We start from the raw sequence: 15,092 nt of genomic DNA on the forward strand, positions 1-15,092 counted from the left end.
CACGTCCGGTTTGATGAGCGGGGAGAGGAAACGGAACGCGCGACAAGCGCATCACCGCGCCTCTCCTCGACTCTACTGGGACTGACCGGGATCCAGCTCCTTCTTCTCTTTCAGATTTTGAGCCAGAGCTGCGTGAGGAAGTCTGCCGAGGCCAGCTTGCATCGGCTGCGAGTCGATGTCCTTGAAACGTTACTCGAGACGCTAGCTCTGGTCCGAACAGCCGATCTCGTCGCAGCCATCGGGCTCGTGACCGCGCCGGCGTGGCGTGGAGCTCATTGTGCTCTGTTGGGATTGCTGATGGGCGCGAGGATTCGCGTGGGCCCGCCGGGCGCTGGTCGCCAACAAGACCCGCGCGATGCTACTTCGATCCAGGCAGCAACACGCGCGGAATAGCCAAAACTCACAATATCAAGGGGCTGCGCGGCCGCGAGACGTTGGATTGCCGACCAGACTGGCAAGGCCACGAACGATTCGGCTCGCATGAAAGCCGCGGCGGCGACGAACCGGCGCACGGGTGCCTCAGCTCGGAAAGACAAAATGGGGCGTTGACGCTTGCAGCCAATGTCACACGTGCACCACAAGGTTGGTCGCGCCTAACAACCATATCGTGGCGAAAGCCTTGTGGTGTGGCCTGCAGGCGCAGCCGAACAAAAGGACCTCGATCTGCGCAGTCGGTCGTATCGGCTCCTCCTTCCCATCCTCCGGGCCCGACGCGATTCCAGTCAAAGTAGCGATAGATCCCAGACCAGTGATGGACGGGGTTCCCGCAACGCGTACAGCTAAAAAGGCCTGAGCTATTCAAAGCGGCGGAGGCCTGCTCCTGAACCACTGAATAAGTGGTGCCGCACCCGATGAATGAAAATTAGAGTATCATTAGTCTTCCTGGGGCGATCCAAAGCGGCCAGTTGGCCGCTGCGGTGCCCGAAGGAAGCGGCTGTTGGCGCTCGCGGGTTGCACCCCTGTTGCTAGTGGCAGGACGGCAGCAGGACGGTGATGGCTTAGGTCAGAACGCCGGGGCTGCGTGTCGGCCACCAAGCTGGCGCGGCGCGTGTCGTTCGTGATCTCCCTCGCCGATGATGGCCGCAGACCTCGACGCTGGGCAGGCGATTCGATCTGGCATTGTTGAAGCTGATAGCCCGCGATTCATCACGAGAGGCGCGCCCCACCTCATGTGCCGATAAGTGACGCGCTCCAATACCCAACTGCGTGATTTCGTGAACGTTGATGCGGGTTATTTTTGACGCTCTGAGGTGGCCTATGTCCAAAGGTAATTGAATCCGTGCACGTATCGGCGCGCTCACGAGAAGGAGCCGTGACGACGGGCATTCTCGCAAAGTCGCGCTCGGTCATCATACCGATAGAAAACGCGAGGACGATGCGGCACCTGCAAGATAATCAACCGAAGGTCCGTAGCATCCTCGAATGCAGCAGGCAGCACGGGTGGTGCAGAAGAGAGTTCAGCTTCCAAGCGTTGCCTTACGAGGCATCGAGAATCTGGAATGTTTCACCGCATTATTAGATGGTTGGCTTGGCGCGGCCTTATTGATCGGATGTCGCTTTGCAACGGGGCAGCAAGCGGTTGATCAACAATGTCGCGCCAAATCTGTCGTGTGTTCTCGAACGCATCAATTGATGTCGTTCGCTTCGAGCCGGCGCTGCCAATTGAAGCCGCTGCAATCAGGCAGCGCGTTTTCGGTGAGCCTGATCAGAGACCATTTGGGTTAAGCGATGGAAAGATAGGCATCGCAGTAGAAGAGGATGCCAACAGACGATAGTAGATTGAAATACTCAACTATTGCGTTTGCGGGGTCTGGACCTCTAAAGATCCTCTAGCTTGATCATTGCTCGCCCGGTCGGGAGTCCAAACGTTTCGATCGCGAATGTCATCCAAAACATCTTCCTGAAAAGGAGCTGGCTTCTTGATGAATTCTGGAGAGCCGATGTGAGTGTACTAGTGTGGAAGCAACCAGCCGCTGGAAACAAGCTGTCACGTTGGCACCAATCGGCAACCAGCGTGATCGAAGCTCTTCTCGGCCGCGCCCGCTCGGAGAAGATCGCAAGACCTAACAAAAGCTTCTTTGGTGACATTCTTCTCACATCATCCGACTGTTTGTTGTCTATCCCTCAAATTGAATGCCCGGAGCACATGCAGGGTGAGCTTGCGAGAAAGCGCAGGCTGGCTGCCGAGATCGACTTGTCCACAAGGCCCACCAAGCAGCTCAGAGGCCGCCGCACGAGGGGCTGCGATGTCTTCGGGTAACTCCATGCTTCATCTTGGCTTAAATCTTCATGGTGCCGGTGGTCATTTCGCGGCGTGGCGCTGGCCGGGCACAAATCCAAGCGCCTTTTTCGACATCGAGCACTACGTCCGCGCTGCGAAGGTTGCGGAGCGTGGTCTGCTGGATGCTGTATTTCTGGCCGATACCCCTGCGATAAGTTCCGACATTACGCACCAGCCACCGCTTAATGGGCTCGAACCGACGCTGGTTCTCGCTGTGATTGCACGTGAAACGGAGCGAATTGGCCTGATTGCGACGGCGTCGACTACCTACAACGAACCATACAATCTTGCCCGGCGCTTCCAATCGCTTGATGTCATCAGCGGTGGCCGCGTTGCGTGGAACGCGGTCACGACGTCGAGCCCGGCGACGGTAGCAAACTTTGGCGGTCGAGAAGTCGGGCGAGCGGATCGATACAGACGCGCCGAGGACTTCGTTGAAACCGTCCGTGCTCTCTGGCTCAGCTGGAGCGGCGAGATGGTCATCGCCGATCAGGCTGCGGGTGTTTACGCAGATCAGAGTCAGTTCCGCCTGCTCGATCCCGCTACCAATAGTTTCGGCATCCGAGGCCCACTTACGCATCCCGGCTCGCCCCAAGGCTACCCAGTCATCGTTCAGGCGGGCGGTTCGGATCCCGGACTACGGCTCGGCGCCCGCAGTGCAGATGTCGTGTTTGCGGCAGCTGGGGACTTGTCAACGGCTCTGCAGGAGGCAGAGCGCCTGCGCGCGCTCTCTCGGCAATTCGGCCGCCCTGCGGCCCCGCTCATCCTGCCAGGCCTTGTCACCTGTATCGGGGGTACCGAGGAAGAAGCGGCTCGTCGGAAGGAAAACCTTGACGGACTGCTCGATCTGGAGCGCGCCATCGTCGCTCTTGCACGAAGCATGGGTGTGGCGGTCGAGAAGCTCAGCCTCGAAAGGCCAATCCCGGAGGAGATTTTGCCTACTGCAGATGATGTTCCGTTTTCTGTCGGTCATCACCGCACGATTGAGACTCTGGCGCGTCAAGGTCGGACGGTTCGCGAAATCATCAGCAGCGTTCAAGCGTTTGGCCACCGCTTGCTCGTAGGTGCGCCCGAGCAGATCGCGGACTCGATTGAGGCATGGTTCCGCGCTGGCGCGGTTGATGGTTTCAACATCATTCCGGACGTGCTGAAAGATGGCACTTCAGCGTTTGTCGACAATGTGGTGCCCATCCTGCAGAAGCGCGGGCTCTTTCGCAAAGAATATCGGGGTCAGACGCTGCGAGAGCAGCTCGGGCTTTCCATTCCTTTCGGGCCGGCACGAGCCACAGCTAGCTCACCGCTATGACGCTTCCTCAACATCAAATGATTTGGAGCCTGGATATGCACTTATCGAATGCGCGGTCAACGAGGCGATTCACTGGAAAGTCGAACTATCCAGCAAGAACCGTGAAGGCTACCCTTCTCGTGCTCTTGGGCCTGTCGCATCTGCCGTCAAGCATTCATGCTCAAGAAGGGGTAGCCGGCAGCGTAAAGCGAGGAGGCGCTATCCGTTACGGGCATTTTCAAGAGCCTGCTTGCCTGTTCGGGGGCTGGGTGCAGCAATGGTATCTGCAACGTCAGTACAGCGATAATCTGGTTGCGCGCACCGAGGGCGGCAACATTGTGCCATGGCTGGCCGAGTCTTGGAGCATCTCCGACGACAAAAAGGTGTACACATTCGAGATAAAGCCGAAAGTAAAGTTCACCGACGGGACTGCGCTCGATGCGCAGGCTATCGCTGACAATATCAACGGATGGCTTAGCAACGACCCCGATCTTCGCAATCCGACTGCCGCTCCCTATCTTGGCGATAGCTTCGAATCGGCAACTGCAATTGCTCCTCTGAGGTTGCAGGTAAAATTAAAGGTGCCGTTCCAGCCCTTGCTGAACGTGTTCGCCCAATCCTCACAGGGCATTCTCTCGCCATCGGCGCTCAAACGTGGACTCGCGGTCAATTGCGAGAACCCTGTCGGTTCCGGCCCATTCATTGTCGACAAGTGGCGCCATGGGCGAGAAGTCACATTCCGCCGCAATCCCGACTACAATTCGGCCCCGGCCACCGCAAAACATCAAGGGCCGGCTTACGTTGACGGGATCACCTGGAAGTTTCTGCCAGATCAGACTGTCCGATACGGCTCGCTGATCACGGGCGAGACCGATGCCATATACGATATCCCGGCTGTCGCATGGAAGGACGCCAACTCCCGCTTTTCAGTATTGCGGCACCTTACCGGCGGCACCCCCCTGCGCTTGGCGTTGTATACGGCCCGGCCCCCATTTGACGACGTGCTCGTCCGCAAGGCCTTTGCCTATTCTACTGACCGAAGGGCCGCGGTCGACACATCCTTCCTTGGCTCTTTGCCGTTTGAGGGCAACGGGGCGCTAAGTCAGAGCTCGCCGGAATACCTGCCTGAGCTCGGCCATTCCTATGGATACGATGTTCGGAAGGCCAATCAGCTGCTTGATCAGGCGGGTTGGACTGAGCGCAATCGTAACGGCGTTCGTGTCAAGAACGGCAATCCGCTCATCGTGCGCATTTCCTATTCGAACGCTTTTCTGAAGCCGGATGGCGAGCAAGCCTTGCAAGTTATCCAGCAGCAGGCAAGGGAGGCCGGTTTTGACGTACGTCTTCAACCCACCAATCCGGCTGATTTCTTCGCCGGAAAAAACCTCGGACCCGATGATTATGAGGTCGTTCTCCTCTATTGGGTTGCCCCCGGCGCTGAGATATTCCGGATCTCGTGGAAGCCCGATCAGAACGGCGAGACCAATCGCTTCAATCCCTCACGCTATCAAGATCTGACGCTTTGGGACGCCATTCAAAAGGCGGAGCAGGAACTCAATGGGGCGCAACGTACCGCCCTCTATCAGCAGGCGGAACGGAAGATCGTGGATGAGGCTCCTGTGATTGGCCTCACGGTGCTGGACGTAACGTTGGCGACCAAGCCGAACCTCAAAGACGTTTGGCTAGACCGCGGCTCGGTTGGCGAACCCGTTTTCTATGACGCTCATTTCGATGACGGGAAGTAACGGAGTGAGGATAGTAGCCCATCATCCCATCGTTTGGTTCGCGCGCCGGATATTCTCCGGCGTGGTCGTGGTGTGGGCTGCCGCAACCTTTGCGTTTTTGATTCAATGTGTGCTCCCTGGTGACCGCGCCCAGATCATCATCAATGTGACGAGTGGCAACGTCGGGCCGGCGTCGTCGGCGGAGCTTGCAGCGATCAATGCGAAATATGGTTTTGATCAACCGCTCGCGGTTCAATACGGCAAATACATATTGCAGATCCTGCATGGAGATCTTGGCGAGTCGTACCAGCAACATCGGCCTGTCGCAGCGATTATTGCGGAACGGATTGGCCCCACGATTGTTCTGGCCATCGCTGCGCTGTTGATCGCATGGCTTATCGCAATTCTGACAACCTTGTTCATCGCTGGCAGAGACAACATATGGTCGAAGCTGCTCAATGGCACACAAGTCTTTTTGGCAACGGTGCCGCCTTACTGGCTAGCCACAATTCTGCTTGTGCTCTTTGCGGTAAAGCTAGGCATTTTTCCGGTGATCGGGGGAAATTCGCCGATTGGGCTCGTTCTGCCGACACTTGCGTTGGCTCTTGAACTATCGGGCTTTTTCGGACAAGTCGTTCAGAACGAATTCACGCGCGTGCTCGAGCAGCCGTTCGTTACGTCCGCAAGGGCGCGGGGTATGAGTGATTTCGGCGTCAGGCTTCGCCATGTCCTCCGCCATGCCGCATTGCCCGGCATTACTTTATCAGGTTGGGCGCTCGGCAGACTTCTTTCGGGCGCGATTTTGATCGAAGTGGTTTTCGCCCGTCAAGGCCTAGGTGGCGTCCTTGTCGCTGCGACGTCCTCGCGAGACGTTCCGATTGTCTCTGGAGCTGTTTTGATCTCCGCGGCCCTATTCGTCCTTGCCAGTCTCATTGTCGATCTGACTTACCGGGTAGTCGATCCGAGGATCAAGTTGACATGAGCATGTTCGCCGAAGTCACCTTGTCTCGGCCGCTCAGAGAAATCCTAGCGATCGTGCGTCATGTCCCCTTTCGAATTGCGGTCTGTCTTATCATCTTTGGCGTCTTTGTCCTCGCAGCCATGGCGCCAAAGGTGCTGCAGACGCACGATCCGCTTGCTATTGATTTGAGATCGGCATTGCAGTCTCCGTCGATCGCTCACTGGTTTGGAACTGATCAATTGGGTCGAGATCTTTACTCTCGCGTGGTCGAGGGCGCAGGCCAATCCTTGGCTATCGGACTTGGCGCGACGGCGCTGAGCATGTCCGTTGCAATGGCCATCGGCGGCGCCGCTGCACTTTCTGGCGGTTTATTAGACAGCATTCTCAGCAGAATTATTGACGTGCTCTTCGCAATTCCCACGCTCTTGCTCGCCCTTGTATTTGTGACAGTTTTTGGGCCGTCAGTATTGACTGAAGTCGTAGCTGTCGGAATCGGAACAGCGCCAGGCTATGCGCGCATGATCAGGGGCCAGATGCTTTCCATCAAAGGGGCAGGCTATGTGGAGGCCGCTAAGGTGCTGGGCCATCCATTTCCCCGTATTGTCTGGAGGCATATTCTTCCCAACGCCATGAACCCGCTGACGGCAATGATGACGATCGGCGTAGGACAGGCGATTATATGGGCCTCCGGTCTTGCTTTTTTAGGGCTCGGCGTCGCTCCCCCGGCGCCTGAATGGGGCGCGCTGCTCAATGCCGGGCGCAATTATGTAATCTACGCCTGGTGGCTGGAGATCATACCCGGTTTGGCGGTTACGGCGTTTGCCCTCAGCCTCACCATCATCGGGCGCCATCTACAGGACCGTCTGGAAGGACAAAGATGAATGTCGCAGGGTCGCCCCCAGCCTGTCCCGCAGCAGCCAGACCTCCTCAGGGTCGAATCGCTGCGTGTTTCCTTCGGGCGCGGCATCGCCGAGAACACGGTCGTGCGCAGCATATCCTTCTCCCTCCGACCGGGACAGTGTCTTGCGATTGTCGGTGAATCCGGCTCGGGCAAGAGCGTGACTGCGCGGTCTCTCATAGGCCTTGCTGGTCGCTACGCCAATGTTCATGCACGCCAGCTAAGTTTCGACGGGATGGACCTAATCGGCCTTAGCGATCGTGCCTGGCGGCGCATCCGCGGCACCGAGATTGGCTTTGTATTACAGGATGCACTCGTCTCGCTTGACCCGCTTCGCCGGATCGGCAAAGAGGTTGGTGAAGGCTTGCTCCTCCACGGTGCGGTATCATCACGCGAGGAGCTCGCGCAGCGCGTCATTGCTCTCCTTAAGCTCGTCGGTGTCCCTGAGCCCGAGACCAGGGCCGAGCAGCTGCCGCATCAGTTATCCGGCGGCCAGCGTCAAAGGGCTCTCATCGCTTCGGCACTTGCACTCGATCCGCGCATCCTGATCGCAGACGAACCGACGACCGCGCTCGATGTGACGGCGCAAGCTCATGTGCTGGCACTGCTCGAGGAGACCAAAACGAGGGGCAAGGCTCTGATCCTGATCAGTCACGATCTGGCAGTGGTCTCCCGCGTGGCGGATGAGATCCTCGTCATGCGAGGAGGCGAGGTCGTCGAACGCGGCACCGCTGCCCAGATATTCAGAGATCCGCGACACCCCTATACTCGTCAGCTGCTGGACGCCGTGCCATCAGGCCGGCCGCCCGGCTCACGCCTCTCACCATCAACTATTGTGCGTTCGCCTCTGCCGCAAATGCAGCTACCCCTACAATCGCTGCCGAAATCTCGTCCCATCCTGCTCGAAGCGACAAGTCTAGTAAAGCGCTTCAAGGGCCCGGATGGCACTTTACGGGCGGCTGTGGACGGCGTCTCCTTCGAAGTGCGATCCGGCGAGACTTTGGGCATCGTGGGTGAGTCCGGATCAGGAAAGTCAACGATGGCGCGCATGGTCCTGGCGCTCGACGAGCCTGACGAGGGAGCCGTTCAGTTTGCAGGCCGGCCTTGGACCACGCTCGCCGAATGCGAACGGCGGGCTCGGCGGCGGTCGCTATCGATCATTTACCAGGATCCTCTTGGCTCGTTTGATCCACGTTGGACGGTCGGACGCATCATATCCGACAGCCTTTCGAGCGATGTTGAGACACGGCGCAAGCGGCAGGAGCGTGTTATCGAACTGCTCGATCTGGTCGGGCTATCCCAGGCCTTGCTGGACCGACGACCGCTCGAGCTCTCGGGCGGTCAGCGCCAGCGCGTTGCTATCGCCCGCGCGATCGCACCAAATCCTGCCGTAATCGTCTGCGATGAGCCGGTTTCGGCGCTCGACGTCTCGATCCAGGCCCAGGTCTTGGACCTGCTCGGCTATCTGAAGGACCACCTCGGCGTAAGTTATCTCTTCATCTCGCATGATCTCAGTGTTGTTCGTCATATCAGCGATCGCCTGATAGTTATGCGCCGGGGGAGAATCGTCGATAGTGGCGCCACTGAAGAGATATTTCGTAATCCACTGTCTGAATATACAAAGAGCCTTATCGCGGCCATGCCGCGTCTTGTGCGCGACCAACACATAGGTCATTCAACGACGATCCTCGAAGGAGGCATCGCATGAATGCCTTCGAAATTCGACTTCCTCTATCGTTAAAATTGTCGATCTCCGATCGCGGGGGCATTCGCCTTTGCGCACCGATTTGGTCATGATTGGGCGCTCGTTCATCGCTCGAACCAAGGCAGTCTGTGGCACCGGTTCCCACTAGATGGACCGGCCGGCGCGCGGAGCAGGGCTAGCCGAGTTCGAACACCCGCTAACCGTGAGGTCGGCGATCCGCAAATGTCGAATTGCAAGTCATCGATTGAGTGCAAGGACTCGCGGCTTTTGCTGTCCTGCAAACGAGCTCGAAAAATTCGCTTTCACGATAGCCTTGCGATCATGGTGCGGTCCCTGACAACGAGGCCGTGTTTGTCAGGTTCAAAACATTCGGCGTCAATTTCGATCTCGCGACGCTTATTGAGCCCTTAACTGCGACTGATCTAGCTGGCACGGTCATTGCTATCGAAATGAGGTAACGCCTAGTAAGGCCGAGTGAGCCCTAGATGAACGATCACTATTCCGCCCGCAAGCCGTCGGTCCGTTCGAAAAAAAACCTTGAATTTTGCATTCGGTTTGATGGAGAGCGATGTGGACTTGCCTAAAAGAGCGACGAGACAAATCGCAACTTCTGGACCTATCGGCACTGTCAAACGACCGTTGCGTTGTCAGCGTTGCCGGACTCAAGTGAAGAAGCGTAGCGAGCAGCATTAGGGGCGCATGACCAGAATTCGGCTGGCGTGCGCAAGCGTGCCGGCTACTGAGGCCACCGACACAATAGGTGCCTCAGCGACACATCGTGTCGCCATTTCGCCGACGAGTTCGCCACAACTCGCAAAGCGTACCTCCAAGGTCGAGCAAAAGAGGTCAATAACAGGCCTCCTAATCCGGGCCATACGGAATCGTCGACATGTCGCAAACGATCGGCGCTGATAGCGAGTGCACCGCGAATGAAGGGACAGAGCACTGGTCAGAGTCGAAAAACAACCTTTCATCAGATGGTGAGTTTGTTCGGTACTGGAGCCGAGCTGCCGATCGGCTGCGCGCGGTGGCCGCTGTCGGGAGGCGAACCGAGGAAGCGATCGGAAGGACTGGGATTGGTTTGCAGCTATCCTCCGAGAACTTTAACGGTCACGACCTGTCAGATTTCCCGTTGCGACGCTGTACCCTCAATCGTGCGCAGCTCTACGGAGCAAAGTTGGATCGGGCAGATCTTTCTGAGGCGAACCTTATCTGTCCGGGGCTCGAGAGGGCAAGTTTCCTCGGGGCCAAGCTCGATTTTGCGTATATGCACGCGATCGCCGCGCAAGTTTGCAACTTCGATGATGCCAGTCTGCGCAATGTAGTTGATGCAACCGGCAGTCTGTTTCACGGTTGCAGCATGAAAAGGACACGCTTTGACAACGCGATGCTCAGCGGGCTCCTCGTTTATCAGTGCGACGCGAGTGATGCTGTATTTGATGGCGCGGAACTACAGGGTTCGACCATCAATGAATGCTTCCTGCCTTCCGCTTCCTTCCGCTTTGCCAAGCTGAGCCAAGTCACGATCACGAAGGCGCATCTGGCGGATTGCTCGTTCTTCCAGGCAAAGGGGGACTGTTTATCGATCGTGCGTCCCACCTCGGTCGATGGTCTCGTCCTGGAAGGCGCTCATCTTCCGTATCTGAGAGTCTCAAAGGTGAGCGGCCGCATTGCGGCGAGAGCCCTGAACGCTCCATTCGCTGATCTTCACCTGTCAAATCTTTCAAGTGCGGAGCTTGAGCAGGCAGACTTGAGCGAGGCGCGGCTTCTGTCCGTAAGCTTGTCCAACGCGAACCTCGTCGGGGCTGTGTTGAACGGTGCCTCTATTCACTCCTGTCAGTTCGATGGAGCGGACCTGTCTCGGGTATCAGGCGAGAGCATTTCGATAACCGAGAGTACAATGCGGGCCGCCAAATTGACGGGCTTTCGTGGCCGCTGCGCCTTTGTGCGCGACTGCGATCTTGAACATGCAGACTTGTCCCAGGCTTACCTCTACCGGTCGATGATTACAGGTGATCCTCCTCAATCGATGGCATTGGATCACGCAAATCTCGAAGGGTCTAATCTCGTTCAGGCATATGTCGCCGCGGGAATGACCCACAGCAACCTGGAGGCAGCGCGCGTCGCATACGTTCGCATGAACCAATCGTCCTTGCGTGACGCGAACCTGAGTGGGATATCGCCGTTCCAGGCCAGCTTCGTAAAGGTCGACTTTTCGGGCGCGAAGATAACCACATTCGAGCCACCGTTTTTTGCAGACCGATGTCGGGGACTGCAGGCCGCTTTAACGGGTGATCAGCCGCGCAAGCCATCAAGCTATCTGGATGAATTCTCATCGGTGATCAGACGTGGTCGAGAAGGGTCAACCTGACTGCTTTGGAAGCCGCAAAATGGAAGGGGACTAAAGTGTCCGTGAGCTTAGAACGTGTTGGTGCGGTGGCCGAGCTGTGAGCGAGTGCTATAGCTCTTTGGCGCTCGTTGGCATTCGCGACCGATACGAGACACAGGGCAGACCTTCTGCGATCCGACCGATCAGATCGCTCTTTTTGGTGTTCAAAGAGACTGGAGTAGGAAAATGCATCTGGCGTGTCTTTGCGCAGGTAAAGCGTTCATCCGGGAGGTGGCGAGAACAGGGCAGACAATCGGGACGGTACATACTCTCGGCGCCCTGCATCTTGGGCATGCAGAACTGATCAGAAGGGCGGCATCGGAGAATGACGTCGCGATCGTCACAGTCTACCCGAACAAGATCCAGCTTAGACCAGGTGGGAGCTACGATTTCAATTTGGACGAGGATATTGGACTTGCATTGCGTTCGGGAGCAACTGCCGTGATTTCCTCCAACGACACCGAAATGTTTCCGCCTGGCTATCGAACCTTTGTATCGCAAGGCGACGGTCATTTGCGTTTAGGGGGGCCTGATGCGTATTTGAAGGAAGCCGTTACCGGGGCAGTCCGCTGGATCTGCTATGCAAGGCCAACTCGCAGCTACTTCGGCCTGAAAGATATCGGTCAGGCGATCCTGGTGAAGCGCGCCGTCGCAGACCTCCTTCTGGATTGCGAGATAAGGTTTGTGCCGACCGTGAGATACAAGAACGGAGTGCCCATTTCGTCGCGTTTGAAGCGATTTAGCCGTTCCGAGCTTGATGAGCTGTCTTGCCTTTTCACGGCACTCAACCATTCGAGGAAAGAGATCGCCCAAGGGGTATCTAGGGTGAAGGATCTGGTCGCGTCGGCCACATCTCAGATCAAGTTCCGACACTTTAAACTCGATTCTGTTCGAATCGTCGGCGCTGACGACTTCGAAGACCTAGAGCAAGTCAAGCTCCCTTTCATAATTTTTGGAGCGGCAACGGCTCATGGTCTCAGGATCTTCGATAATATCTACGTTCCAGATCAGGATACTCTCATGAAGGGTCCTTCGGATATCTGGGTCGATTTGCCTGAACAGTCCTAGTCAGACGATTATTCATCCATGGCCTTGAGAAAGCTATCCGCTCCGGCCGTATCCCAAGGCGAGGGTCACCTTATGAAGGCGTACTCGGCTTGATGTTGCCTCCAGCGCATAGTCTAACCAGCGCTGAGAGCTCTCACTGATCCATTGAGTAGATCGACTTGGAAAGTCAATGCGATCCTTACTGCCCGACTTGGTAGGGCGAGGCTAGCTGCACTGTGAGGTAGCCTGGTCGAGCGGCCCGTCGCAGCCAAGCGCTGCGGCGGCTCGAAGCGATGAATCGCGCCACACCGTAAACTCTCGAGAGCAGAATCTGCAGAGATGATCATGACAAGGCGATCGGAAGATTATAGGGCTGAGGATTCGTGTGTTATCCCGCTGAGCAAGCTGGATGTAAGCGAGGGCAAGCGCTTTCAAGACGACAGCATGTGGGCTTGCTTTGAGCGGTTGCGAAAGGAAGATCCCGTTCACTACTGTCAAGACAGCGCGCATGGTCCATATTGGTCCGTAACGAAATACCGGGATATCGTAGCCGTAGACACAAACCACAAAGCGTTCTCGTCAGAAGAAGGTGTCACTATTGTCGACGTGCCTGGCGAGCACTGGACCCCGAGTTTCATCAAGATGGGGCCTCCCAAGCACGCCGAGCAGCGCAATACCGTCAGCCCGATCGTCGGACCGGAAAGCTTGACGAAGCTCGAAAACTTGATCCGGTCTCGGGTCAGGGGGATTCTCGCGGGCTTGCCGCGCAATGAGGCCTTCAACTGGGTGGACATGGTCTCCATAGAGTTGACGACGCAAATGCTCGCCACGCTGTTCGACTTTCCATTTGAGGATCGGCGCCTGCTGACCTATTGGTCAGACGTCGCTGTTACAGCTCCGAAAGCAGACCATGCAATCGACAGCTGGGACAAGCGAAGCACCATCTTGTCCGAGTGCCTGGACTATTTCACCCGGCTTTGGAACGAGCGCATCAATGCCGAGCCGCGGCTCGACCTGATTTCCCTGATGGCGCATTCGCCTGCCACACGCCGGATGGAGCCGAGTGAGTTTCTCGGAAATCTGATTCTGCTGATCGTTGGGGGCAATGACACCACGCGCAACTCGATTACCGGCGGCCTCCTGTTCATGAATCAGTACCCCTCCGAACTGCGAAAGCTAATTGACAATCCCAAGCTGATCTCGAGCGCCGTGTCCGAGATTATTCGGTACCAGACGCCAATCGCACATATGCGCCGTACCGCCGCGACCGACAGCATCGTAAGCGGAAAACAGATCAGGAAAGGCGACAAGGTCGTCATGTGGTACATCTCCGGTAACAGGGACGAAGAGATCATTGAGAACGCCGACAATTTCATGATCGACCGCAAGAATGTGAGGCAGCATCTCTCGTTCGGATTCGGCATCCATCGCTGTCTTGGTCGACATCTTGCGGAGCTGCAGCTGAGGGTCCTCTGGGAGGAGATTTTGGATGCGGAATTGTGGTTCGAGGTTGTCGGCGAACCCGAGCGGATTGCGTCTAACTTCGTGCACGGCTATTCCGCTCTTCCCGTGCGGATTGCAGCCTAGCCCCTGATTGCTCCGTCGCCCAGAGGGTAGGCGGCGGGCCGGGCTTGTCCTGAACCATCTTTGGTTTCTGCAAGCAGCGCAGCTGGGGTGATCGACGGGAAACATTGCTGCATGTCGGAAGCTAATTACCGACGTGGTAGACGCTGTAAGGACGTGCGAGAAGCGATAGGTGAGGCGCGCGTTTCGACTCGCAAGCGCTTGGCATGCCGAAATTGAACCTCAACTGCTACTCCGATGCAGATCTCTGGGCTGTCTTGAATAACCGGAACCATAGAAACCGATGACCTCGATGTTGAAAATTGCAGCTATGGCAGCCATTTTCCTTGGAGAAACGCTTTCGATATGCGCCGAGTTGATTGCCTCAAGGCAATTCGCAAAGACCGGTGGCAATCTGGCGATGCTTTGGCCGATGTTTCTCCTGGTATGCTTGGGTGGCATCCTCCTCGTCTTCGGATACGCGCTGGGCTACATGCATCTGAAGAATATCTGGATCATTGTCGCGATATCGGTGGGAGCGATCCTGGTCGTGGAGCCGATACTCACGGTTCTGCTCTTCAGAGACGTGCCTACCGCCGGTTCGCTGATTGGGCTGGTTCTCGGTGCGTTTGGTGTGCTCGCTGCCATATTTCTATGAAGGTGATTTCACCGGGCCCGGATGGGCGCCGCACTTTTGCGAAATGCAGCCTGAGGATCTGCGGAAGGTCGATTCAGCCGGTTGGGACGAGGAAAAATGTCGATGCTGATCGACCTTCAGCATCTCGTCATCGGTGTAGGGCCGCTAGATTGTTAAGCTCTTATGTCAAAGTTAGCAGGACGCGTGTGGCGAGCGTAGGTCTGCCAATCTATAAGCTGGCCATTTCCGCTTGACCATAAGTCGCCGATTAGGCCGCGAGTGTTCTCCCGGCTACCTACTACCGTTTGGGGACAACCTGACTGAGTCTGCGTCGACGGAGCCATCGGCAGAGGGGCAAGACTCGTACCGGATCGCCTCGAGGCCAGGGCACCTCAGCCGCGGTCACGTCTCGGCTGCTTACACCGACGCAGTTACCCGCATCGCTCTCTTCAGCAACATTGGAGCTCCGATGGAAAACTTCCGGTGACATCGGCTTTCTTGTGCATCCGCAACAACGCTTTTGGCCAGCTAGTGGTTCATCCCATTGATTTTGACGTTTTGATACCGAGCCATTCGAGGACGGGCAGGTTTTCGGGTGGCAG

12 protein-coding genes are annotated in these 15,092 nt (G+C 56.9%); all 12 read left to right on the top strand.

Annotated elements, in window-relative coordinates; translation table 11 throughout:
• Positions 1-393 (top strand): hypothetical protein (locus AC5ZFO_RS45385; RefSeq protein WP_496123942.1); only part of this gene is annotated, 393 nt, incomplete at its 5' end.
• A gap of 1,029 nt (positions 394-1,422) precedes the next feature.
• Positions 1,423-1,725 carry a hypothetical protein gene (locus AC5ZFO_RS45390; protein ID WP_282524015.1) on the top strand — a complete coding sequence of 101 codons (303 nt, stop codon included), beginning with the start codon at positions 1,423-1,425 and terminating at the stop codon, positions 1,723-1,725.
• Between the two features lie 109 nt (positions 1,726-1,834).
• A complete protein-coding gene (locus tag AC5ZFO_RS45395) occupies positions 1,835-2,260 on the top strand; it encodes a hypothetical protein (protein ID WP_496123943.1) in 426 nt (141 codons plus the stop codon).
• A complete protein-coding gene (locus tag AC5ZFO_RS45400; protein WP_282524013.1) occupies positions 2,247-3,587 on the top strand; it encodes an NtaA/DmoA family FMN-dependent monooxygenase in 1,341 nt (446 codons plus the stop codon). The genes AC5ZFO_RS45395 and AC5ZFO_RS45400 overlap by 14 nt, the downstream gene beginning before the upstream one ends.
• A gap of 101 nt (positions 3,588-3,688) precedes the next feature.
• Positions 3,689-5,311, top strand: a complete 1,623-nt coding sequence (locus tag AC5ZFO_RS45405) for an ABC transporter substrate-binding protein (protein WP_282524012.1) — start codon at positions 3,689-3,691, stop codon at positions 5,309-5,311.
• Positions 5,283-6,272: an ABC transporter permease gene (locus AC5ZFO_RS45410; protein WP_282524011.1), complete on the top strand. Its 990-nt coding sequence runs from the start codon at positions 5,283-5,285 to the stop codon at positions 6,270-6,272. The genes AC5ZFO_RS45405 and AC5ZFO_RS45410 overlap by 29 nt, the downstream gene beginning before the upstream one ends.
• Complete coding sequence (locus AC5ZFO_RS45415; protein WP_282524010.1) at positions 6,269-7,132, top strand: ABC transporter permease; 864 nt, start codon at positions 6,269-6,271, stop codon at positions 7,130-7,132. The genes AC5ZFO_RS45410 and AC5ZFO_RS45415 overlap by 4 nt, the downstream gene beginning before the upstream one ends.
• Positions 7,133-8,857, top strand: coding sequence for a dipeptide ABC transporter ATP-binding protein (locus tag AC5ZFO_RS45420; RefSeq protein WP_282524009.1), 1,725 nt, complete (start codon positions 7,133-7,135; stop codon positions 8,855-8,857).
• An 886-nt stretch (positions 8,858-9,743) separates the two neighbouring features.
• Positions 9,744-11,225: a pentapeptide repeat-containing protein gene (locus tag AC5ZFO_RS45425; protein ID WP_496123944.1), complete on the top strand. Its 1,482-nt coding sequence runs from the start codon at positions 9,744-9,746 to the stop codon at positions 11,223-11,225.
• A 204-nt stretch (positions 11,226-11,429) separates the two neighbouring features.
• Complete coding sequence (locus AC5ZFO_RS45430) at positions 11,430-12,311, top strand: pantoate--beta-alanine ligase (RefSeq protein WP_282524007.1); 882 nt, start codon at positions 11,430-11,432, stop codon at positions 12,309-12,311.
• A 324-nt stretch (positions 12,312-12,635) separates the two neighbouring features.
• Positions 12,636-13,877 carry a cytochrome P450 gene (locus tag AC5ZFO_RS45435; RefSeq protein ID WP_282524006.1) on the top strand — a complete coding sequence of 414 codons (1,242 nt, stop codon included), beginning with the start codon at positions 12,636-12,638 and terminating at the stop codon, positions 13,875-13,877.
• A gap of 289 nt (positions 13,878-14,166) precedes the next feature.
• Positions 14,167-14,511: a hypothetical protein gene (locus AC5ZFO_RS45440; RefSeq protein WP_496123945.1), complete on the top strand. Its 345-nt coding sequence runs from the start codon at positions 14,167-14,169 to the stop codon at positions 14,509-14,511.
• Positions 14,512-15,092: the final 581 nt, after the last annotated feature.

It is taken from the genome of Bradyrhizobium sp. Unk1, from assembly GCF_059512345.1.